Here is a 22,005-nt window from a genome sequence, read left to right on the forward strand (position 1 = left end):
CTCAGTTTCCGAGGGTACGATTCACCACTTTGCTTACCCTCTCACATCGTTTCTCAGTTTCCGAGGGTACGATTCACTCTTTAAATGACTCTCTAATGCTGCTAGCCTCAAGCTTCCTTCCACGAATTCAAAAACACATCATCCCTTACAAGAATGATGTGCTCCGCTTGACCCTGATTACTTGCACTCTACTTTATCAAATCCAAACCGCTCCAGAAATTCATTGTAAGCTTCCATTCTGCCGAGGATTTTTCCTCTTTCCAGCTCTTCCATGTTCTCCTGGAGGAGTTTGCAGTTTTCTTCGGCTCTTGTTTTCACATATGATGCAATGGCACTTTCATTAAATGTATTCATTGTAATCACTCTCCTTATTATGGAAAATACCCATTGCAGGTTTAATACAAACACAGAGCCGAACATCGAAAAAGCCCTCCGTCCAAATGAACAGAGGGCTTGCTTGCTTTATTTCTTCCAGTTGTTCCGGATAAATTCTTCTCTTCCGGACTCTTCGCGCTCCTGCTTGTACTTTTCAGGGTTTTTCGCGTAGAATTTCTGATGGTATTCTTCTGCCGGATAAAATGGAGCGGCAGGAAGGATTTCAGTCACAACAGGTTTTTGAAAGCGTCCGCTTGCTTCAATTTCCTGCTTTGTTTTCTCAGCCTTCAGCTTTTGCTCTTCTGTGTGATAGAAAATGGCTGTGCGGTACTGGCTGCCGCGGTCAAAGAACTGGCCGCCGTCATCTGTCGGATCAATCTGCGGCCAATAGAGCTCAAGCAGGGTGTCATAGGAAAAAACATCCGGATCAAAGGTAATTTCGACCGCTTCCCTGTGTCCTGTATCACCTGTTTTGATTTGTTCATATGACGGATTATCAAGGTTTCCTCCCGTATAGCCCGAAACGACTTCAATAATGCCCGGCTGTTCGTCGAACGGCTTCACCATGCACCAAAAACAGCCGCCTGCAAATGTTGCCTTTTCTCTTCTTCCCATGATATGCACCTCTTTCTATGATGTAAAACAGCAGACACAATCCATGTGCCTGCCATCTTTTCACTTATTCGCTTTTAGCTACTTCTTTGATTATTGATACCACAAGTTCAGCTGTTTTGACAAGTTCTTCGATTGGCATCTTTTCATTTGTCGTGTGGATGTCTTCGTATCCGACAGCAAGGTTGACAGTCGGAATATCAAAGCCGGCAATCACGTTGGCGTCACTTCCGCCGCCGCTTGTCTGAAGCTCGCTTGTACGGCCGATGTTTGCTGCCGCGCGCTTTGCCACTTCTACAACGTGATCTCCTTCGCCAAACTTAAAGCCAGGATACATCACTTCGATTTCAACTTCTGCACGGCCTCCCATTTCAGCCGCCGCACTTTCGAACGCTTCTTTCATTTTAGCAGTTTGGGCTTCCATTTTTTCAGGAACGAGTGATCTCGCTTCAGCCAGGATATTCACTTGGTCGCACACAATGTTTGTTTGTGTGCCTCCTTCAAATCGGCCGATGTTTGCTGTTGTTTCATGGTCGATTCTTCCAAGCGGCATTTTCGCAATGGCTTTTGAAGCAATCGTAATCGCAGAAATGCCCTTTTCCGGTGCAACGCCTGCGTGGGCCGTTTTGCCGAAAATAGAAGCTCTCACTTTTGCCTGTGTCGGAGCAGCCACAATAATGGTTCCTACTTTTCCATCACTGTCGAGAGCATAACCGAATTTAGCCGTCACTTTAGAACCGTCCAACGCTTTTGCGCCTACAAGGCCGGACTCTTCTCCAACTGTGATGATAAATTCAATTTTCCCGTGAGCGATGTTGTTTTCTTTCAGCACACGAACTGCCTCAAGCATGGCTGATAATCCCGTTTTGTCATCTGCCCCAAGAATCGTTGTGCCGTCTGTTACAATGTATCCGTCTTTAATAGAAGGTTTAATTCCTTTTCCCGGAACGACTGTGTCCATATGGGATGTAAAATAAATCGGATCAATGCCGTCCTTTACAGCATCCAGCGTGCAGATCAGGTTGCCTGCTCCGTGTCCAGTAATACTTGTTGTATCATCTTCTTCAACGCGGACGCCAAGTGCTTCAAACTTTTCAGTCAGGACTTTGGCGATTTCTGTTTCGAATTTTGTTTCGGAATCAATTTGAACAAGCTCTAAAAATTCATTCACTAAACGTTCTTGATTAATCATTTTTGTTTCCTCCTAGGCTTAAAGCGGAATGTTTCCATGTTTTTTGGCAGGACGCTGTTCCTGCTTTGTACGCAGCATCTCAAGCGCCTGAATAAGCTTTATTCTTGTATCGCGGGGGTCAATTACGTCATCGACCATCCCCTGGCTTGCTGCCACGTAAGGATTGGCGAATTTTTCGCGGTACTCCTCAATTTTGGCTGCCCGCGTTTCTTCCGGGTTCTCGCTGTTTTCAATTTCTCTGGCAAAAATAATATTTGCAGCACCCTGAGGACCCATAACAGCAATCTCGGCATTCGGCCATGCAAAAACCAGATCCGCTCCGATCGACTTGCTGTTCAGCGCCACATACGCTCCGCCGTATGCTTTGCGGAGAATGACCGTAAGCTTTGGCACCGTTGCCTCTGAGTAGGCATATAAGATTTTTGCCCCGTGGCGGATAATTCCCCCGTGCTCCTGTTTAATTCCCGGGAAAAAGCCGGTCACATCTTCAAAAGTAATCAGCGGAATCTGGAATGAATCGCAGAAGCGAATGAATCTGGATGCTTTGTCAGATGAATCGATATCAAGCCCGCCGGCCATATATTTCGGCTGATTGCAGACAAGGCCCACAACTTCTCCTTTGATGCGCGCAAACCCGACAACAATGTTTTTGGCAAAGTCTTTTTGAACCTCGTAAAAAGATCCTGCATCTGCGACTTCCTCTATGACCACTCTGACGTCATAAGGCCTAAGGGCGTCAAACGGAATGCAGTCCGTCAGGTTCGGCCTGTAGTCAGACTCTTCTTCATGCGGCAGAACCGGCGTTTTTTCCTGGTTGTTCTGCGGCAAATATGTAAGTAGTTTTCGCACCTGGGAAAGCACTTCTTCCTCCGTCTGTCCGGAAAAATGGGCATTCCCGCTGATCGTATTATGTACTTTGGCCCCGCCCAGATCCTCTGAGCTGATTTTTTCTCCGGTCACGGTCTCAATGACCTTAGGTCCTGTTATGAACATCTGGCTTGTTTTTTCAACCATGAACACAAAATCGGTGATGGCCGGAGAATATACGGCTCCTCCTGCACATGGGCCGAGGATGACAGATATCTGCGGAATGACACCTGAATAGATGGTATTCCGGTAAAAAATCTGCCCGTAGCCATCTAATGATACCACACCTTCCTGAATCCTCGCACCTCCGGAGTCATTCAAGCCGACGAACGGCGTCCCGCTTTTTGCGGCAAGATCCATGACTGCAGCAATCTTCTTGGCGTGCATTTCGCCCAGGGCACCGCCAAAAACCGTGAAGTCCTGAGAGAACAAATAAATCGGACGTCCGTTCACTTTTCCGTAGCCGGTCACAACTCCGTCTCCCGGCCCTTTTTTCCCGCTCAGCCCGAAATCATTGCAGCGGTGCTCAATGAAAGGATTCATTTCAACAAACGTGCCTTCATCCACCAGAAGGTCTATTCTCTCCCGTGCAGTCAGCTTGCCCTTTTCGTGCTGTTTATCAATACGCTCATCCCCGCCGCCCATCTCAACTTCCCGTCTCCGGTCATACAGCTCGTTAATCTTCTCAAAGATATCAATGTTCATGAGATAGTTCCTCCTTTCTTTTCACATAGTTCAACCAGCACTCCATTTGCAGCCTTTGGATGCAGGAAAGCAATGGAGGCACCGCCTGCACCGTTTCTTGGAGTCTCATCTATCATTTTGATTCCGTGTTCTTTCAATTCGTGAATCCTCATTTTTATATCATCTACTGCCAAAGCCAAATGATGTATGCCTTCTCCGCGCTTTTCAATGAACCTGGCTACAGCACTTTCTTTTGAAACCGGCTCAAGCAGCTCAATTTTCGTTTCGCCTGCTTTCAGAAAAGCCACTTTGACTCCCTGTTCTTCTACCGTTTCCATTCCTTCAAGTTTTAACCCGAGTGTTTCCTGATAAAAAGGAAGCACCTCTTCAATTGAATGGACGGCTACCCCAATGTGATCGACCTTTTTGACCATTTCTTCCCCTCCTCATGATGAAAACGCTTAACATCGTGAACATGACATACTTCTTTGCCAATCGACGAAATTCCTTCTTTTTCGGGCAAAAATGTCCATCTTTGTTCATATCTCCTCCCTTGTCCGTACCTCCTATCCGCGTTAGAATAGAAGGACAAACCCTCTGAAATGGAGTGAACGAAATGTCTAAACGATTTCAAAAAGCCATTATCTATCTCATGCTCTTCGTCATGCTGGCAACAACGCTGTTGGCGGGGATGAGCATGTGGTTCTAATAGACGCCAAAAAAGGTGATTCCCTTCAGGAATCACCTTTTTTAATTGCTCCTTTTTCAGCTGCAATTTCTTCAAAGGACTTGCCGTTTTTAGTGATAAACACTTTGGTTCCAACCGGAATGTGCTCAAAGAGGATTTCGACTTCTTCGTTGTACATGCGCACGCAGCCCTGGGTGACGAAGGATCCGATGGAATCCTCGTTGTTTGTGCCGTGAATGCCGTATATTCGTCCATCTGTGTTTTCGGCGTCAAAGCCGATCCACCTTGTGCCGAGCGGATTTTTCGGATCTCCGCCGGGGATGTCTTTTTTCCGGTAATAGGGCTCTGCCGCCTTGACTGTGATCGTAAATTCTCCCTCAGGCGTCAGATTCTCGTTTTTTCCTGTTGCCACATCAAAGGTTTTAATAATTTGTCCGTTATCAATATAAGCAAGTTCGTTCGTCTGCTTATTGATGATGAGGTACGGATCGCCGACAGACGGATTTTCTCCGAGCGGCCAAAGCGGAGACAGGAACATTATGAGCAGGAACACCATTTTCAAAGTCTATCACCCTTTTTTGAATTAGGATGCTCCTGCAGGCTTCATTTCATTCTTGCGTGACATACCTTTAAATTGACTTTTTATCACAAGATATTGTTCCATCTCACGGACAAAATGCAAAAGCGCAGCCCGTGCCTCGAATTCTTCACGGGTTTCGGGAAGCGGCATTTCTTCGAACATCTCTCTCATCTCTGCAAGCTTTACAAGAAATTTGTGAGCGGTGTTGCCGGGATGGATCGCTTCCCTCACTTCACGGATAAAGTCCGCCACAATCTCCGCCTGATCGACGGTTACTTTAATCGAGGCAATGATCGGGAGGACCCTCTCAATGATTTCGAACTGTTTTTCCCTCATCTTAAAATAATGATAGTAGAGATTTTCATGTCTCATAAAATGGTTCTCTACATCTCTGAACGCGAGCGTTTTTGCTTCGTTGATGATGGCGGCTGTTTCTGTGATTTCCCTTCCGTCCCACGAACTGTCATGCGAAAGCAGATATTCCTCAATTTCAATGAAGATTTTCGAGAGGCGGTCTTCCACTTCCAGCTGATATTCTTTCAGCTTTTTATCTACACTCGGCATGTAAAGGTTCATGATAAGCGCTACCCCTATACCGGTAGCAATCAGCGCAATCTCATTTATGATCAGATCAAACGTAATATTGGCGGCAGTGTAGAGATGAAGGATGATGACCGAGCTTGTCACAATCCCTTCTTTGGCTTTTAAAAGAACGGTAACGGGAATGAAAAATAAGAGCAAAAGGCCGATGACAAATGGATGATAGCCGATTCCTTCGAAAAAGACAAAGGAAAATAAGATGGCGATTAGGCAGGCAAAAAAGCGTGCCCATGAGGTCTGAAGCGATTTTTTCTTCGTCACCTGGATGCATAGAATCGTCAGTATGCCGGCAGATGCAAAATTCTGCAGTCCGAAAAGCTCGGCAAGACTGATGGCAATGGCTGCACCAAGTGCTGTTTTGAGTGTGCGGTAACCAATTTTAAACATGCGTCTTCCCCTTGCGTTTCATGTGATATGAGGTTTCATATCCTTTTTCATACGTTGCCCAATTGCAGGCTTAAAGATAAAAACGAAAAAAGATGATCATGATGATCACCTTTTTCTAAGTAGCCATTATAGCATTTTTTCAAGGAATAGTTGAGCACGCTGTGTTTTCGGGTTTGAGAAGAAGTCTTTCGGAGCAGCGTCTTCTACAAGTCTTCCTTCATCAAGGAATAGCACTCTGTCAGCCACTTCTCTTGCAAAGCCCATTTCGTGCGTGACGATGGCCATCGTCATACCTGAGAAAGCAAGATTCTTCATGACCTCAAGAACTTCCTTGACCATTTCAGGGTCAAGTGCGGATGTCGGTTCATCGAACAGCATCACTTCCGGGTTCATCGCGAGTGCTCTTGCAATGGCAACACGCTGTTTCTGTCCTCCCGACAGACGGTTTGGATACTCATGCGCTTTTTCTGCGAGTCCGACTTTCTTAAGAAGTTCATGCCCCTGTTCCTCTGCTTCTTTTTTTGAAGTTCCTTTAACGGTAAGAGGTGCATACGTTAAATTCTCAAGAACCGTTTTATGAGGGAACAAGTGAAAGTGCTGAAACACCATTCCGACATTCTGGCGGACTTTGTTGATGTCTGTTTTCGGATTTGTAATATCCTGATCTTTAATGTAGATATGGCCGCTCGTCGGATCCTCAAGCCTGTTCATGCACCGTAAAAAGGTGGATTTCCCTGAACCGGACGGGCCGATGATGGCCACAACTTCTTTTTCTGCGATGTGTGTTGAGATGCCTTTGAGCACTTCTAATTTTCCGAATGATTTATGAAGGTTGTCCACTTTAATCACTGCGCGCCATTCTCCTTTCAACAAGTTTGCCAAGAACCGTTAAAATAATGACCATGACATAATAGATGAGGCCGGCAATTAAGATCGGCTCAAAATAGCGGTACGTCTGGCCTCCGACTATGTAGGAGCTTCTCATAATATCCTGTACTCCGATAATCGTCACGATGGCTGATTCTTTTGTAAGGGTGATAAATTCGTTCATTAAAGCAGGCAGAATGTTTTTGATCGCCTGAGGGAAAATAATGTCTTTCATCATTTTTGAATATGGAACGCCAAGAGCCATAGCCGCTTCACGCTGCCCTTTATCAATGGCCATGATGCCTGCTCTGATTACTTCAGAGATGTATGCTCCTGAGTTAAGAGCGAAGGTTGCGACTGCAGCCGGATATGGATCAATTTCAAAGCCCAGTATCTGAGGCGCACCGTAGTAAATGATCAATAATTGCAGGATAAGCGGTGTACCGCGGAAAATGGATGTGTATGCATCCGCAAACCACATCAGCGGCTTGATTCTGCTGATTTTAAAGAGAGCAAGAATGACAGCCAGTGTAAAACCGAGCAGTGCAGAAAGGCCGACAATCTTAAGTGTTACCGGAATCCCCTGTAGGATAAACGGTATCGAGGGCGCTATCGCCGGAAAATCCAGATTCATTGATTTCGACACTCCTTTCTCATGTTAAACAAAAAAACGTTCAACATTCGTGTGTTGAACGTTTTCCTGAATTGACTGCTTATTCTTCTCCGCCGAACCATTTCAAGACAAGCTTTTCAAGTTCGCCGTTTTCTTTCATTTCGTTCAGCACTTTGTTGAATTCCTCAGCATATTTGCTGTCTTTCGGGAATGCGATTGCTGAACCAGCTTCTTCTGTTTCACCGTCTTCAATGACTGTGCCTTCAAGCTCTTTGTCATTTTTGAAGTAGCCTTTTGCTACTGTGTCTTCAATAATTGCTGCATCAAAGCGGCCAGCTTTCATTTCCTGAATCAGTTCAGGGATTCTGTTGCGGTTTTCTACTTTGATGTTAACTGTTTCAGCGATTTCTTCTGCTTTGCCTTCTTGAATGGATGCAAGCTGAACACCGACTGTTTTGCCTTCAAGATCTTCAACGGACTTGATGCCGCTGCCCTTTTTAGTCACAATCATGTGCTTTGCCGTGTAATAAACATCTGAGAAATCTACGCTCTTTTTACGTTCTTCAGTAGGCGTCATTCCTGCAAGTACGAGATCAGCTTTGTTGGCTTGAAGCGCTGGGATCAATCCTGTGAAATCCATGTCCTGAACTTCAATTTCATAGCCAAGCTCTTTGCCGATTGCTTTTGCAAGATCGATGTCAAAACCGATAATTTCGCTTCCTTTTGCTGTGTCAATGTACTCAAATGGCGGATAATCGGCTGATGTTGCCATTTTTAGGACTTTTTTCTCCTCTTTGCCGGATGTTTCTGAAGAACCGCAGGCAGCAAGAACTCCAATCACCAAAATCGAAATCAAAAATAGTGCAAACTTCTTCATTTTACTTCCCCCTCGTTATTTTCTTAAAATTCTAAATTTAATAATATTATGTTCTATAGAATAATAATTTACAAGACTTTTTTCGCGAATAAATATCCGAATAAATGTATTTTAACACAGACTTATAAATATGCAATATATCTTTTAATAATTTATTTTTATGCAAGAATATTATAGTAAGAAAGAATGTTAAACTATGGAAAAATATGATTACGCAAAAAAAAACTGCCGCATAAGCGGCAGTTTAGATTTCTTCGCAATATTGGTCAAATGCTTCCTGAAGCTTTGCTACAACACTCATTGGGTCATGTCCTTCAATTTCGTGGCGCTCGACCATAGTCATGAGTTTTCCATCTTTTAGCAGGGCGAAAGATGGAGATGATGGCGGATAACCCGTAAAAAAGTCTCGGGCGTATGCAGTCGCTTCTTTGTCCTGTCCGGCAAAAACCGTTACAAGTCGGTCTGGACGTCTGTCATAATGCACAGAATGAGCAGCTGCCGGTCTGGCAATTCCTCCTGCACATCCGCAAACGGAATTAATCATAACAAGCGTTGTTCCTTCTTTTTTAAACGTTTCTTCAACGTCTTCAGGTGTTTTCAGCTCTGTATAGCCTGCAGCCGTAATCTCTTTTCGTGCCTGAGCCACGACATCGTTCATAAACATATTAAAATCAATATTCATTGGTTGCATCTCCTTTATACACACTATACATCTATTCTACCAGTAGATTTTGAAAAAAACTACCTAAATGCAAGACTCACCCTTCTAAAAAGGCCGTGATCAGCTCTTTGACGCTTCCAGAAACCGGGCGTTTTCCGCTGATGACCTCCTGTTCGAGGACAGGCATCGTTCCTTTAATCGATGGATGCTGAAAAAAGTGATGCTTAAGCTGTTCCTGAATCATCTCATAGAGCCACTCTTTTTGCTGAAGCTGTCTTCTTTTTTCAAACACGCCGCTTTTCATTGTTGTGTCCAGAAAAGCCGTGACAGTGTCCCATATTTCTTCGATTCCTTTTTCCTGAATGGCAGAAGCCGTGACAGCTTTTGTTTCCCATCCTCTTGTGTAGGATGTCAGAAAGTGAAGAATCTGATTATACTCATGCCTTGCTCTCTCTGCATTCTTTACGTTATCTCCATCCGCTTTATTGACGACAACCAGGTCCGGCAACTCCATGATTCCCTTTTTCATCGTCTGAAGCTCGTCACCTGCACCGGTAAGAACGAGGAGAAGGAAAAAATCGACCATTCCTCTGATCGCAAATTCCCCCTGGCCTACCCCCACTGTTTCGACCAGGATGACGTCATAGCCAGCCGCTTCGCAGACAATGATGGATTCTCTCGTTTTTCTTGTCACTCCCCCCAAGGTTCCGCCGGACGGGGAAGGGCGGATAAAGGCATCCGGATTTCTGGACAGCCGCTCCATTCTTGTTTTATCTCCAAGAATGCTGCCTTTGGACACCTTGCTGCTGGGGTCGACAGCAAGTACAGCTACCTTGTGGCCCTTTGCGCACAAATACGTTCCGAACGCATCTATGAACGTGCTCTTCCCGGCACCGGGTACGCCTGTAATCCCGATCCGGACGGACTTGCTTGTTGTCCGCTGCTGCAGCGCTTCAATCATCTCCTGAGCCGTTTCGAAATGCTTTTCAGCATTGCTTTCGACAAGCGTAATGGCTTGTGCAACCGCTGTTTTGTAACCGCTAATCACACCGTCTGCATACTCGTTTGCACTCTTTCCCGCTTCTCCTGCCTTTTTTCTTCGTTTAGGAGCATCGGTCATTCTTCTGCTGCCTCATAGCCAAGACGTTCATATACTTTTTCGAGCATGATTTTTGCAGCATTCGGAATCACCGTTCCGGGACCGAAAATAGCAGAAGCTCCGTTGCTGAGAAGAAATTCGTAATCCTGATACGGGATCACGCCGCCGACGATGACCATGATATCTTCTCTTCCCAAAGCCTTCAGCTCCTGAACAAGCTGCGGCAGAAGAGTTTTGTGCCCGGCTGCAAGCGAGCTCATTCCGACGATGTGCACATCATTTTCAACGGCCTGCGCCGCCGTTTCTGCAGGAGTCTGAAATAAAGGGCCGATGTCAACGTCAAAGCCTAAATCTGCATAAGCGGTGGCAACTACCTTCGCTCCGCGGTCATGTCCGTCCTGCCCCATTTTCGCAATTAGAATACGGGGCCTTCTTCCTTCCAGCTGTGAAAATTCATCGGTCATCCTTCTGACGCTTTCGATTTCTTCTTCATTTGAAAATTCTGAACTGTAGACACCGCTTATAGAGCGGATTACTGCCTGATGGCGTTTAGACGCTTTTTCTATTGCGTCTGAAATTTCCCCGAGAGTGGCTCTGGCCCGCGCCGCTTCTACAGAAAGCTCCAGCAGGTTTCCCTCTCCCGTCTTCACGGCTTCTGTGAGAGCCTGAAGTGCTTGATCCACCTGCTTCTGATCACGTGATGCCTTTAACACTTGGAGTCTCTCAATCTGCTTGCGCCTTACTTCCGTATTATCAATAGAAAGAATCTCAATTGGATCCTCTTCCTCAACTTGATACTTGTTCACGCCGATAATCGTTTCTGACCCGGAGTCAATTTTCGCCTGGCGTTTTGCGGCAGCTTCTTCTATTTTCATTTTAGGAAGACCTGTCTCAATCGCTTTTGCCATTCCCCCGAGATTTTCAACCTCTTCAATGTGTTCCCATGCCTTATCCATCAGCTGCTTAGTCAGTGACTCCACATAATGGGATCCTCCCCAAGGGTCAATCACATCGCAGATTCCTGTTTCCGCCTGAAGATAAAGCTGGGTATTCCTTGCGATCCGCGCAGAAAAATCAGTAGGCAGGGCAATCGCTTCGTCAAGTGCATTTGTATGCAGAGACTGGGTATGGCCCATGGCAGCGGCATGTGCTTCAAGGCATGTCCGGATGACATTATTAAATGGATCCTGTGCAGTCAGGCTCCAGCCGGATGTCTGTGAATGTGTCCGGAGTGCGAGCGATTTCGGATTTTCTGGCTCAAACTGTTTCACAATCTGCGCCCACATCAATCTCGCCGCTCTCATCTTGGCCACTTCCATAAAATAATTCATGCCGATTGCCCAGAAGAATGACAGCCTCGGCGCAAACTGATCAATTGTAAGACCCGCTTTTAAACCCGTCCGGATATATTCCAGGCCGTCAGCAAGCGTATAAGCAAGTTCAATATCCGCAGTAGCCCCCGCTTCCTGCATATGATAGCCCGAAATGCTGATGCTGTTGAACTTCGGCATATGCTTTGCGGTGTACTCAAAAATATCCCCTATGATTCTAATGGATGTATCAGGAGGGTAAATATACGTATTTCTCACCATATACTCTTTTAAAATATCATTCTGAATTGTACCGGCAAGCTTCTCTTTAGAGACACCCTGTTCTTCCGCTGTCACAATATAAAAAGCCATAATCGGAAGCACAGCCCCGTTCATTGTCATCGACACAGACATCTCATCAAGCGGAATGTCCTGAAAGAGAATTTTCATATCCAGAATCGAGTCAATGGCAACTCCCGCTTTTCCGACATCTCCTTCCACTCTTGGATGGTCGGAGTCATAGCCTCTGTGCGTGGCCAGGTCAAAGGCAACTGAAAGTCCTTTTTGCCCCATAGCCAGATTCCGCCGGTAAAACGCGTTGCTGTCTTCAGCCGTTGAAAAACCGGCATACTGCCTGATTGTCCACGGCCGGTTCACATACATCGTAGAATACGGGCCTCTTAGAAAAGGAGCAATGCCCGGATAGCTGTCCAAAAACGGCATCTCTTTTCTGTCTTCCTCTGTATAGGCCGGTTTAAGGGGAATCCCTTCGTTTGACAGAAAAGCTTCTGTGGAGCCTGTCTGTCTTTCTGGACTCTTTTTTTCCGTCCATTCAACATTCGCAAAACTGATCCGGCTCATTTACTTCACCCCCAAGTGACTATGAAGATTCTTTAAAAATTCGTGCACATTCATCCCCTGGTAAAGGGAAGCAGCACATTCGGTCTTAAAACGTCCTGCAAGGAAAAGCGGATGTTTTTCAGACAGGTTTTTAAGGTCCAGCAATCCATATTCTTCGTCTGTTCCGCATAAGATGACAGGCTTGTCTGCCTCTGCCTCATCCATCGCCGTAATTTTTGCTTCCACGCCTCCTGCCGCAAGCAGTCCTGCCGTAAAATCAAGTCTTGCTTTATAATCAATCGGTTCACCAAACACGACCACTTGGATGAAAGGAAAGCTTCCTGTTTCTTCTTTAAATCTTGACGAAGCGGCCCTGAGCTCTTCAAACGGCTCGGAAAGCCTCTTTTGCAGCAGCGGTTTCACCCCGTCCTGAAGGTCATCCCGGTACATCAGGCTGTTGAGTTCAGTTGCTGTGACGGTATAAGCGTCCTGGATCCATTTCGCAATGTCTGGTGCAGAGTGAGCCGTACTTTTGTCTGGTTTCACTTTTTCTTCTGCCTTCGCCTCGTAAGCTGATTCCTGAAGATTGGCATAAACGTTCGTTCCAATCAGCTGCACGCTCCGTTTGCTGATATCCTCCAGGCGCTTCTCAAGCAGACTGCTCAAATGGTTCTGGATATACTCATTCTTTGCGGCCTCAGTAAAGCCTACAAGCGTTTCAATCGCCTGGATTTCCTTCCACGATTGCTCGGCAAGCTCACTTGTCAGTTCTTCAATGTACCATGAACCAGCAGCAGGGTCCTGCACCTTTGCAAGGTGGCTTTCTTCTTTCAGCACGTAGTGCGTATTTCTCGCCACCCGTTCTCCGGTTTTGCCCGGCTTGCCTTGCACTTCATCAAATGGAGAAATAGACAGGCTGCTGACTCCCCCGGCCGCAGCAGAAAACGCTTCTGTTGCTGCCCTAAGCATATTGACGTGAATATCGTGTTTCGTTTTCGTGATCAATGATGTGGTCGCATGCAGGTCGATCGGGAACTTTTCTGGATCTGCTCCAAACCCGTTTAACACAGCAGCCCACAGTTTCTTAGCTGCTCTGAACTTGGCAATTTCCATAAAGAACGGTGCAGCTGCCGAAAATGAGAATGCCGTTCTGGCTGCAATCACATCAACAGGCACACCCCGTTCTTTTAATGCATTGAACAGTTCAATGGCATTGGCGAATGTATAGGCAAGCTCCTCTTTTGCAGAAGCTCCGGCATTTCGGTAAATCTGCCCGTCCACAAGGATGGTTTTGACGTCCGGCAGGTTTGCTTCTTCCAGCGCCTTCATCATATCCGCTGCAGCATCCAGTTTTTCTGTAATCTGCATGCGGCTTCCCCCGCTCTCAATCCACTCCCCAAGCGGATCAAAAGCAAACCGTCCGCTTCCATTCCGGTTTTTCAGGAAGGCTGTGAAAATCGGAAAAAATCCGATGTTGTCTTTAAGTGAAATGTGAAACGGGGTTGCACTTAACTCAGTGTTTTCAAACGCAATTTGAATATCTTCATATGTATTGAGAAAAGAGACATCCTCAAGATGAATCGTATCCTGTCCGCATTTCAGTGCCTCATGAATTTCCGCTTTCAGTTCTTCAGGCGTTTTTGATTTCTGAAGTTTTTGGCTCACTTCCCAGCCGTTTTGCTTCTCCAGATGCCTTGGAATCTGATGCGCAGCCCGGCTGTTTTGCTCTGTATAAACAGGACGCAGTGTAATACCCTCATATGTTTTTCTAGAGAGCGTCTCAATGCTTTTTCCTTTCAGCGCTCTTTCTGCTTCTTCCACCCACATTTGTTCGGTTGCTTTTTCAAAATCATATCTTTCCCTGCTGATTCTTTGCTTCATTCTCCCGCTTCCCTGAAGGAAGCACACCCCCTTGACGCAAAAGAATGCGTTTACATTTTTGAAAATAATAAAAACTTAGTTTCTTTTATTTTAGTACACCTTGCAGAAGTCAGCAAATGTAATTCATAATTGAAACCAGAGCAAGTTTTGAAACGTATAGGAAGAAAGATGTTTCATTTAATGGAAGAGAGGATAATTTAATGAAGAAGAGACCTTTCGGATTAAAAAAGAAGCGGAAAAAGAGAAGCAGCAAATGGCTTGATTTCCTGTTCGATCTCCTTGAACTGGCCGAATTCCTGATTCTTCTTCCTTTCCGCATCATCTATTATTTGCTCCGTGCTGTTTTAAAGGCATTCGGAGACCTTTTCAACTTTTAAACGACTTTTGCTCGTAAGGGGTTTTTTTATGGCTGAATATAAAAAGGGCATTCTTATATACAATGGCAATGCCGGTCAAAAAGATGCGGAAAAAACGCTTGGCGTTTGCGTTCCCATTATCTCGCAGCATGTGGAGCAGCTTCTTTTGCTCCAGACAAAAAAACCTCTGGACGCCCTGGAGTTCTGCCGGGAGCATGGTGAAGGAAGTGATATCGTCATCATTCTTGGGGGTGACGGAACGGTTCATGAGTGCATTAACGGTCTTGGCGGACTTGAAAACAGACCGGTCATTGCCATACTTCCGGGAGGCACCTGCAATGACTTCTCCAGAACACTGGGCATCCCGCAAAACCTGAGAAAAGCTGCAGAATGCATATTTGAGGGTGAAGTCCGCGGAGTAGATGCAGCTGAATCAACTAGCGGTTATTTCCTCAATTTCTGGGGCATCGGCCTGATCGCCGAAACATCTGAAAATATCAACGACACCGAAAAAGCACTGCTTGGCAGAGTCAGCTACTTTCTCAGCGCACTCCGAACAATCAAAAGCATGAAGCCATTTACCTTTAAACTGGAGCTGGATGACAGAGTCATAGAAGATGAAGCCATCATGATCCTGCTTGCAAACGGACGGATGATCGGAACAAACGAGCTTCCCTATCCTGACATACAAATAGATGACGGTCTTGCGGATATCTTTATTATAAAAGAAGCAAGCTTCACGGTATTAAAAGAAATCTTCACCATGAAAGACACCATCGACTGGGACCATCTCGATTCACAGCTCCAGCATTACCGGACAAGCATCATGAAAATTGAAACGGAAGACGAAATGAACTGCGACACCGACGGAGAAGTCTACTCCTCCACTCCCGAATCCATCCGTATTCTGCACCAGCATTTTCAGATGCTGGTTCCAAAAGTGGTTATTTAAAAAGTGTTCTGCAGCTATTGCTGTTGGGGCACTTTTTTTGTGGGGTGGAGGGGTTGTAGGGTTCGAACACTTTAAAGGGGTTCTGCCGCACCAATTATAGCTGACCATTTTTCATTTTGATAACCCATATTCCCACCTCGCCGATTTATAGGGTAGCATTTTCTCTTTTTGATTTCCTGTATTCTTCCAGCGTCGAATTATACGGTACCATTTTTCCTTTTTGCTACCCCATATCCTTCCCGCACCGATTTATAAGGTATCATTTTCTCTTTTTGCTACCCCATATTCCCGCTGCACCGATTTATAGGGTGCCATTTTCTCTTTTTGCTACCCCATATCCTTCCCGCACCGATTTATAAGGTATCATTTTCTCTTTTTGCTATCCCATATTCCCGCCGCACCAATTTATAAGGTACCATTTTCTCTTTTTGCTATCCCATATTCCCGCCACACCAATTTATAGGGTGCCATTTTCTTTTTCTCCCCTCGTCCTCTCGACGAATTCCCCCTGCCACCTAAATGCCAAAAAAAAACAGGCAGGAAAAACCGAAGTTTTCCTGCCTGCAAATTTTTTAATAGATCGACGTTGTTTCTTTTGATGTTTGTTCGATGATTTCTTTCACCCGCGCCAAAAATCTTCCGCAGATCAGGCCGTCAAGTACGCGGTGATCGAGGGACATGCAGAGGTTGACCATGTCTCTTACAGCGATCATGCCGTTGTTCATGACAACCGGGCGCTTCACGATGGATTCGACCTGCAGGATGGCAGCCTGCGGGTAATTGATAATGCCCATGGACTGGACAGAGCCGAATGATCCGGTGTTGTTGACGGTAAAGGTGCCGCCTTTCATATCATCTGCAGACAGTTTGCCGGCACGTACTTTTCCTGCAAGTTCTGAGATTTCGCGGGCAATGCCTTTGATGGTTTTTTCGTCCGCATGTTTGATGACAGGGACGAAAAGGGCATCATCTGTTGCGACTGCAATCGAGATGTTGATGTCTTTTTTCTGGATGATGCTGTCGCCTGCCCACATGGAGTTGATTTGCGGGAATTCTTTCAGTGCCTGGGCAACTGCTTTGACGAAGAAGGCAAAGAACGTCAGGTTAAAGCCTTCTTTTTGTTTGAACTCGTTCTTGAGACTGTTGCGGTATTCCACGAGATTCGTTGCATCCACTTCCATCATCGTCCAGGCGTGCGGAGCTTCATGTTTGCTGCGAAGCATGTTGGCTGCAATGGCTTTGCGGATGCCGGTAACCGGTATTTCCACGTCTCCCGGCTGCGCGGTGACAGCTGCTCCCTGCGTCGTTGCCGGTTTGGCCGGAGCCGGAGCTACAAGGGTTTCCTTCTGTGCTGAAGGCGCCGGCTTCTCTGCAGCAACTGGAGCTTGATTTACGGTTTCGACGGCTTTAGGGATCGTTCCGCCTTCAATCAGCTGCTGAAGATCTTTTCTTGTGATTCTACCGCCTGCCCCTGTTCCGTTCACTTGGGTAAGATCAATGTCATTCTCCTGTGCTAGGCGTAGGACAGCCGGCGAGTATCTCTTTTTATTAGACTGATCCTGTTCTTGTACAGGCTCCTGAGCTGTTTTTTCAGCTGCAGGCGTTTCAGCTTGAGCAGGTGCTTCTGTTTCTGCACTGCCTCCGACTTCTACTTTGCAGATAATTTCTCCTACAGCAAGCGTGTCTCCCTCTTCAGCTGTCAGTTCCTTGATGACGCCTGAAAAAGAGGACGGGACCTCTGCATTTACTTTGTCTGTCATAACCTCTGCAATCGGGTCGTACTTATTAACGGTATCTCCGACGGATACGAGCCATTTGCTGATGGTGCCTTCTGTTACACTCTCCCCAAGCTGGGGCATGGTCATCTGTTCAACTGCCATGAAAGTTCCCTCCTCAACTAGAACGTTTCTTAAAACTCCGCAAGCTTCCGCATGGCTGCTTCGACTTTATCAGGGTTGATCATAAAATGCTTTTCCATTGTCGGGGCATAAGGCATCGCAGGAACATCAGGACCTGCAAGACGCATGATTGGAGCATCCAGGTCGAACAGGCAGTTTTCAGCGATGATCGCTGAAACTTCACTCATGATGCTTCCTTCTTTGTTGTCTTCTGTGACAAGCAGGACTTTGCCTGTTTTTGATGCCGCTTCAATAATCGCTTCTTTATCGAGCGGGTAGACTGTGCGCAAATCAAGAATATGAGCTGAAATGCCGTCCTGGGCAAGTTTTTCCGCAGCCTGAAGGGCAAAATGAACACAAAGGCCATACGTGATGATTGTGATATCTTCGCCTTCCCGTTTTACATCCGCTTTCCCGATCGGCAGAACATAATCATCATCAGGGACTTCCCCTTTAATCAGACGGTACGCCCGCTTATGTTCAAAGAAAAGAACAGGATCTTCGTCTCTGATGGCAGCCTTCAGCAATCCTTTTACATCATAAGGAGTTGACGGCATCACAATTTTCAGACCCGGTGTATTGGCAAAAAGAGCTTCAACTGACTGGGAATGATACAGAGCGCCGTGCACTCCGCCGCCGTAAGGGGCACGAATGGTAATCGGACAGTTCCAGTCATTATTGGAACGGTATCTGATTTTCGCCGCTTCTGATACGATCTGGTTGACAGCCGGCATGATAAAATCAGCAAATTGCATTTCGGCAATCGGTCTCATGCCATACATGGCCGCTCCGATTCCTACTCCGGCAATCGCAGATTCTGCAAGCGGCGTATCAATGACGCGTTCTTCTCCAAATTTATCGTAGAGTCCTGCTGTAGCTTTAAAGACTCCGCCTTTTCTGCCGACATCTTCGCCAAGGACAAACACCTTCGGGTCGCGTTCCATTTCTTCGCGAATGGCCATTGTTACTGCATCTATATAAGAAATGACTGGCATTGTACTTCCCCCTTACTCTGCGTATACGTATTTGAGTGCTGATTCCGCTTCTGCATACGGCGCATTTTCAGCGTAATCCGTCGCTTCATTGACAACCTTCATAATCTGATCAAGAATCTCTTTTTCCTTCTCTTCTGTCAGGACGCCTGTCTCCTTCAGATAAGAGGCAAATGTTAAAATCGGATCCTTTTTCTTCGCTTCAGATACCTCGTCCTGTCCGCGGTATGAACGGTCATCATCATCACTTGAATGAGGCGTCAGACGGTATGAAACTGCTTCAACTAGAGTCGGCCCCTCACCGCGGCGTCCTCTGTCTGCAGCTTCTTTCACTGCTGCATAAACTTCAAGCGGATCGTTTCCGTCCACTGTCACGCCAGGCATGCCGTATCCAACAGCACGGTCGGAGATTTTTTCGCATGCAACTTGCTTCTCATACGGCACACTGATGGCGTACTTGTTGTTTTCGCACATGAAAATAACCGGAAGTTTATGAACACTTGCAAAGTTTGCGCCTTCATGGAAGTCACCCTGATTGGATGAACCTTCTCCGAATGTTACGAACGTCACGATGTCCTTTTTCTCCATTCTTCCTGCAAGAGCTATGCCGACAGCATGCGGCACCTGCGTGGTTACAGGAGAAGAACCTGTTACGATGCGGTTTACTTTTTGCCCAAAGTGACCGGGCATCTGGCGTCCGCCTGAGTTCGGATCTTCCGCTTTTGCAAATCCCGAGAGCATTAACTGCTTGGCTGTCATGCCAAAAGCAAGAACAACGCCCATATCTCTGTAGTAAGGAAGCGCGTAATCTTTTTTCCGGTCAAGGGCAAAAGCAGCTCCTACCTGTGCCGCTTCCTGTCCCTGACAAGAGATGACAAACGGAATTTTCCCTGAACGGTTCAACAGCCACATGCGCTCATCAATTTTACGGGCCATAACCATAGTTTCATACATTTCAAGAACATCCTGATCTGTCAGACCAAGAGTTTGATGACGATTTTCAGCCATTTTGCTGCCTCCTAAAAATCAGTATGTAAGGGAAGTCGTTCCCCTTAAGAATGTATTGCGCTGCCGTCCACTGCAAGTGCAGCTTCGCCGATTGCTTCAGAAAGCGTAGGATGCGGATGGATCGTGTGCCCGATTTCCCAAGGGGTTGCATCCAGCACCATGGCAAGACCGGCCTCTGAAATCATATCTGTCACGTGCGGACCAATCATATGAACGCCAAGAAGGTCATTTGTTTTCGCATCTGCCACCAGTTTGACAAACCCGTCCGACTCTCCGAAAACAAGCGCTTTGCCGATTGCACGGAAAGAAAACTTCCCTGTCTTCACGTCAAAACCGGCATCTTTTGCTTCTGCTTCCGTGTAGCCTACACTTGCGATTTCAGGTGTGCTGTAGACACATCTTGATACGTTTCTGTACGTAATGGCAGAAGGATTTTTCCCGGCAATGTGTTCAACGGAGGTAATACCTTCGTGTGAAGCTACATGAGCAAGCTGCATGCCGCCGATCACATCACCGATTGCATAGATATGTGACTCTTTTGTCTGCATAAATGCGTTTGTTTTGATAAATCCGTTTTCAATCTGGATGTCGGTGTTCTCAAGGCCGATGCCTTCAACATTCGCCTGACGGCCGACGGAAACAAGAATTTTTTCTGCTGAGAAGGTTTTCACTTCGCCTTTATGCTCAGCAGATATGGAGACTCCTTCTCCTTTTTCAAGTGTTTCAGAAAGCACCTTTGCACCTGTCACAACCGCGACGCCCTTTTTCTTCAGCAGGCGCTGCATTTCTTTTGAAATATCTGCATCTTCTGTAGGGAGAATTCTGTCTGCATATTCAAGAACTGTCACGTCAAGACCGAAATCTGAAAGCATGGATGCCCATTCAATTCCGATCACGCCTCCGCCGACAATGATGATGGACTTCGGCAGGGACTGAAGGTTTAATGCTTCATCTGAAGTGAGGACTGCTTCTCCGTCAATTTCAAGTCCAGGAAGGCTGCGAGGTCTTGATCCTGTTGAGACAATCACATTCTTCGGTATGAGCATTTCATTTTCCTCCCCGTTGTTCATTTCAACGGAGATGGTTCCAGGCATTGGAGAAAAAATCGACGGTCCAAGGATTCTGCCCGTCCCTTCGTATACATCAATTTTTCCCTGTTTCATTAAATGCTGCACTCCTTTATGGAGCGTATCGATAATGGACTGCTTCCGTTCCTGCACTTTGGCAAAATCAAGCTCGACGCCGGAAGTGATGACGCCGAATTCTTCGCTTCGCTTAGCTGTTGCAAAAACCTCCGCGCTTCTAAGCAATGCTTTGCTTGGTATGCAGCCTGCATGCAGACATGTGCCGCCAAGCTTCCCTTTTTCAACAATAGCTGTTTTTAAGCCGAGCTGGCTTGCACGGATGGCTGCTACATAGCCGCCTGTGCCTCCGCCGACAATCACGAGATCATATTCAGTAGCCATGGGATCATGCTCCTCTCTTTAACCGGTAAGAAGATCTATTTTGGCGCTCAGTTTCTGCTGAGCGGTTTTGCGATGACGAGGTTTGGATATTCTTTCGGCTCTTCTTCTCCCCTAAGGACACGAAGGGCACCTTCTGTTAGAGCCTGCAGCTCATTTTCACCCGGGAATACCGTAATGTCTGCAATCCAGTCAATATAAGACGAGATCTCTTTTACAAACCTCTTCCCGTATGCAAGGCCTCCTGTAAGGATAATGGCATCTACTTTGCCTTTAAGAACTGCACTCGCAGCACCGATTTCTTTGCCGATCTGATACGCCATCGCATCAAAAACCAGCTTTGCCCGCTCGTCACCTGCTGCAATCATGCGTTCAACCTTTTGTCCGTCGTTTGTTCCAAGGTAGCCAACGAGGCCTCCACGGCCGACAAGCATTTTCATAATTTCCTCGCGGTAGTAATCCCCTGAGAAACACAGGCTGACAAGATCTCCTGCAGGAACCGTCCCAGCTCTTTCAGGGCTGAACGGTCCATCACCATGGAGACCGTTGTTCACATCGATCACTTTTCCCTGCTTATGGACACCTACTGTAATCCCACCGCCCATGTGAGCGACAATCAGGTTCATTTCCCCATACGATTTGCCGTACTGCCTGGCCACTTTTCTTGCGACTGATTTTTGGTTCAGTGCGTGAAAAATACTTTTCCTTTCAATTGAAGAAACGCCTGATACTTTTGCAATCGGTTCCATTTCATCGACAACGACAGGATCTACGATGAATGCAGGGATATTAAGGCCTCCAGCTATCTCGTATGCAATGATTCCTCCAAGGTTAGAGGCATGCTGGCCTGCATAGCCTATCCGGAGATCATGAAGCATCTGCTCATTGACATGATATGTTCCGCCTTCAATCGGACGAAGCAATCCGCCTCTTCCGCAGACAGCGCTTAATTTTGAAATGTTTATGCCTTCTTCATCAAGCGTCTCAAGAATCGTTTGCTTTCTGAATTCGTATTGATCAATGATTTGGGTGAAAGACTGAATCTTTTCCGCATCATGTCGAATTGTTTTTTCAAAAATAGAACGTTCATTATCAAATACACCAATTTTCGTAGAAGTTGAACCAGGGTTGATGACGAGTATCCGATATTCTTTTTCTTGCAACTTTCATAACCTCCAGGTAAGAGAAGGATCTGACCAAACA

Annotated in this window: 22 protein-coding genes; 3 read left to right on the top strand and 19 right to left on the bottom strand. The window is 46.3% G+C overall.

All coding sequences use genetic code 11. From position 1 onward, the window contains the following. Window positions 1-177 precede the first annotated feature (177 nt). From ACK1LH_RS13835 to mce, 5 genes are all read right to left on the bottom strand, one after another. Window positions 178-354, bottom strand: a complete 177-nt coding sequence (locus ACK1LH_RS13835; protein WP_158001637.1) for a hypothetical protein — start codon at window positions 352-354, stop codon at window positions 178-180. 108 nt (window positions 355-462) lie between these two features. Further along, on the bottom strand, window positions 463-990 hold the full coding sequence (gene msrA / locus ACK1LH_RS13840; protein WP_029279851.1) for a peptide-methionine (S)-S-oxide reductase MsrA: 528 nt from the start codon (window positions 988-990) through the stop codon (window positions 463-465). A gap of 64 nt (window positions 991-1,054) precedes the next feature. Continuing rightward, window positions 1,055-2,179, bottom strand: a complete 1,125-nt coding sequence (locus ACK1LH_RS13845; RefSeq protein WP_411333420.1) for a M20/M25/M40 family metallo-hydrolase — start codon at window positions 2,177-2,179, stop codon at window positions 1,055-1,057. 18 nt (window positions 2,180-2,197) lie between these two features. Then, on the bottom strand, window positions 2,198-3,745 hold the full coding sequence (locus ACK1LH_RS13850) for an acyl-CoA carboxylase subunit beta (RefSeq protein ID WP_035207304.1): 1,548 nt from the start codon (window positions 3,743-3,745) through the stop codon (window positions 2,198-2,200). Window positions 3,746-3,747: 2 nt separating this feature from the next. Next, complete coding sequence (mce, locus tag ACK1LH_RS13855; protein WP_411333422.1) at window positions 3,748-4,164, bottom strand: methylmalonyl-CoA epimerase; 417 nt, start codon at window positions 4,162-4,164, stop codon at window positions 3,748-3,750. A gap of 182 nt (window positions 4,165-4,346) precedes the next feature. Here mce and prli42 point away from each other — a divergent pair, with 182 nt between their 5' ends. After that, window positions 4,347-4,439: a stressosome-associated protein Prli42 gene (gene prli42 / locus ACK1LH_RS13860; RefSeq protein WP_087946338.1), complete on the top strand. Its 93-nt coding sequence runs from the start codon at window positions 4,347-4,349 to the stop codon at window positions 4,437-4,439. 25 nt (window positions 4,440-4,464) lie between these two features. Here the strand turns inward: prli42 and ACK1LH_RS13865 are convergent, their stop codons facing one another. The 9 genes from ACK1LH_RS13865 to ACK1LH_RS13905 form a co-directional block, all read right to left on the bottom strand. Next, on the bottom strand, window positions 4,465-4,974 hold the full coding sequence (locus ACK1LH_RS13865) for a L,D-transpeptidase (RefSeq protein WP_411335104.1): 510 nt from the start codon (window positions 4,972-4,974) through the stop codon (window positions 4,465-4,467). A 27-nt stretch (window positions 4,975-5,001) separates the two neighbouring features. Then, window positions 5,002-5,985, bottom strand: coding sequence for an aromatic acid exporter family protein (locus tag ACK1LH_RS13870; protein WP_411333423.1), 984 nt, complete (start codon window positions 5,983-5,985; stop codon window positions 5,002-5,004). 126 nt (window positions 5,986-6,111) lie between these two features. Then, entirely contained in the window at window positions 6,112-6,834 is a 723-nt protein-coding gene (locus ACK1LH_RS13875) for an amino acid ABC transporter ATP-binding protein (RefSeq protein WP_035207046.1), read from the bottom strand. Then, complete coding sequence (locus ACK1LH_RS13880) at window positions 6,827-7,486, bottom strand: amino acid ABC transporter permease (RefSeq protein ID WP_029279838.1); 660 nt, start codon at window positions 7,484-7,486, stop codon at window positions 6,827-6,829. Before ACK1LH_RS13880 ends, ACK1LH_RS13875 begins: the two co-directional genes overlap by 8 nt. A 79-nt stretch (window positions 7,487-7,565) precedes the next feature. Then, the gene (locus ACK1LH_RS13885; RefSeq protein WP_029279836.1) at window positions 7,566-8,342 is read right to left on the bottom strand and encodes a transporter substrate-binding domain-containing protein; all 777 of its coding nucleotides are present in this window, start codon (window positions 8,340-8,342) and stop codon (window positions 7,566-7,568) included. Between the two features lie 244 nt (window positions 8,343-8,586). After that, window positions 8,587-9,024, bottom strand: a complete 438-nt coding sequence (locus ACK1LH_RS13890) for a BrxA/BrxB family bacilliredoxin (RefSeq protein ID WP_411333425.1) — start codon at window positions 9,022-9,024, stop codon at window positions 8,587-8,589. A gap of 76 nt (window positions 9,025-9,100) precedes the next feature. Continuing rightward, window positions 9,101-10,123, bottom strand: a complete 1,023-nt coding sequence (gene meaB / locus ACK1LH_RS13895; protein WP_411333426.1) for a methylmalonyl Co-A mutase-associated GTPase MeaB — start codon at window positions 10,121-10,123, stop codon at window positions 9,101-9,103. Continuing rightward, complete coding sequence (gene scpA, locus ACK1LH_RS13900; protein ID WP_411333427.1) at window positions 10,120-12,273, bottom strand: methylmalonyl-CoA mutase; 2,154 nt, start codon at window positions 12,271-12,273, stop codon at window positions 10,120-10,122. Before scpA ends, meaB begins: the two co-directional genes overlap by 4 nt. Continuing rightward, window positions 12,274-14,133, bottom strand: a complete 1,860-nt coding sequence (locus ACK1LH_RS13905) for a methylmalonyl-CoA mutase family protein (RefSeq protein WP_411333428.1) — start codon at window positions 14,131-14,133, stop codon at window positions 12,274-12,276. A gap of 200 nt (window positions 14,134-14,333) precedes the next feature. Between ACK1LH_RS13905 and ACK1LH_RS13910 the strand changes: the two genes are divergently transcribed. Continuing rightward, window positions 14,334-14,510, top strand: coding sequence for a hypothetical protein (locus tag ACK1LH_RS13910; RefSeq protein ID WP_203287993.1), 177 nt, complete (start codon window positions 14,334-14,336; stop codon window positions 14,508-14,510). A 28-nt stretch (window positions 14,511-14,538) separates the two neighbouring features. Next, a complete protein-coding gene (locus ACK1LH_RS13915) occupies window positions 14,539-15,441 on the top strand; it encodes a YegS/Rv2252/BmrU family lipid kinase (RefSeq protein ID WP_411333429.1) in 903 nt (300 codons plus the stop codon). Between the two features lie 572 nt (window positions 15,442-16,013). Here the strand turns inward: ACK1LH_RS13915 and ACK1LH_RS13920 are convergent. Genes ACK1LH_RS13920 through buk form a run of 5 tightly spaced genes read right to left on the bottom strand, consistent with a single transcriptional unit; the run spans window position 16,014 to window position 21,965 of the window. Further along, window positions 16,014-17,321 (bottom strand): dihydrolipoamide acetyltransferase family protein, encoded by a 1,308-nt coding sequence (locus tag ACK1LH_RS13920; protein WP_411333430.1) that lies wholly within the window; start codon window positions 17,319-17,321, stop codon window positions 16,014-16,016. Window positions 17,322-17,350: 29 nt separating this feature from the next. Continuing rightward, on the bottom strand, window positions 17,351-18,334 hold the full coding sequence (locus tag ACK1LH_RS13925) for an alpha-ketoacid dehydrogenase subunit beta (protein ID WP_029279824.1): 984 nt from the start codon (window positions 18,332-18,334) through the stop codon (window positions 17,351-17,353). Between the two features lie 12 nt (window positions 18,335-18,346). After that, on the bottom strand, window positions 18,347-19,339 hold the full coding sequence (locus tag ACK1LH_RS13930; RefSeq protein ID WP_035207060.1) for a thiamine pyrophosphate-dependent dehydrogenase E1 component subunit alpha: 993 nt from the start codon (window positions 19,337-19,339) through the stop codon (window positions 18,347-18,349). Window positions 19,340-19,383: 44 nt separating this feature from the next. After that, on the bottom strand, window positions 19,384-20,805 hold the full coding sequence (gene lpdA / locus ACK1LH_RS13935; protein WP_411333431.1) for a dihydrolipoyl dehydrogenase: 1,422 nt from the start codon (window positions 20,803-20,805) through the stop codon (window positions 19,384-19,386). Window positions 20,806-20,852: 47 nt separating this feature from the next. After that, entirely contained in the window at window positions 20,853-21,965 is a 1,113-nt protein-coding gene (buk, locus tag ACK1LH_RS13940; protein WP_411333433.1) for a butyrate kinase, read from the bottom strand. Window positions 21,966-22,005: the final 40 nt, after the last annotated feature.

The organism is Metabacillus indicus (assembly GCF_046603695.1).
GTDB classification, from domain to species: Bacteria; Bacillota; Bacilli; order Bacillales; family Bacillaceae; genus Bacillus_P; species Bacillus_P indicus.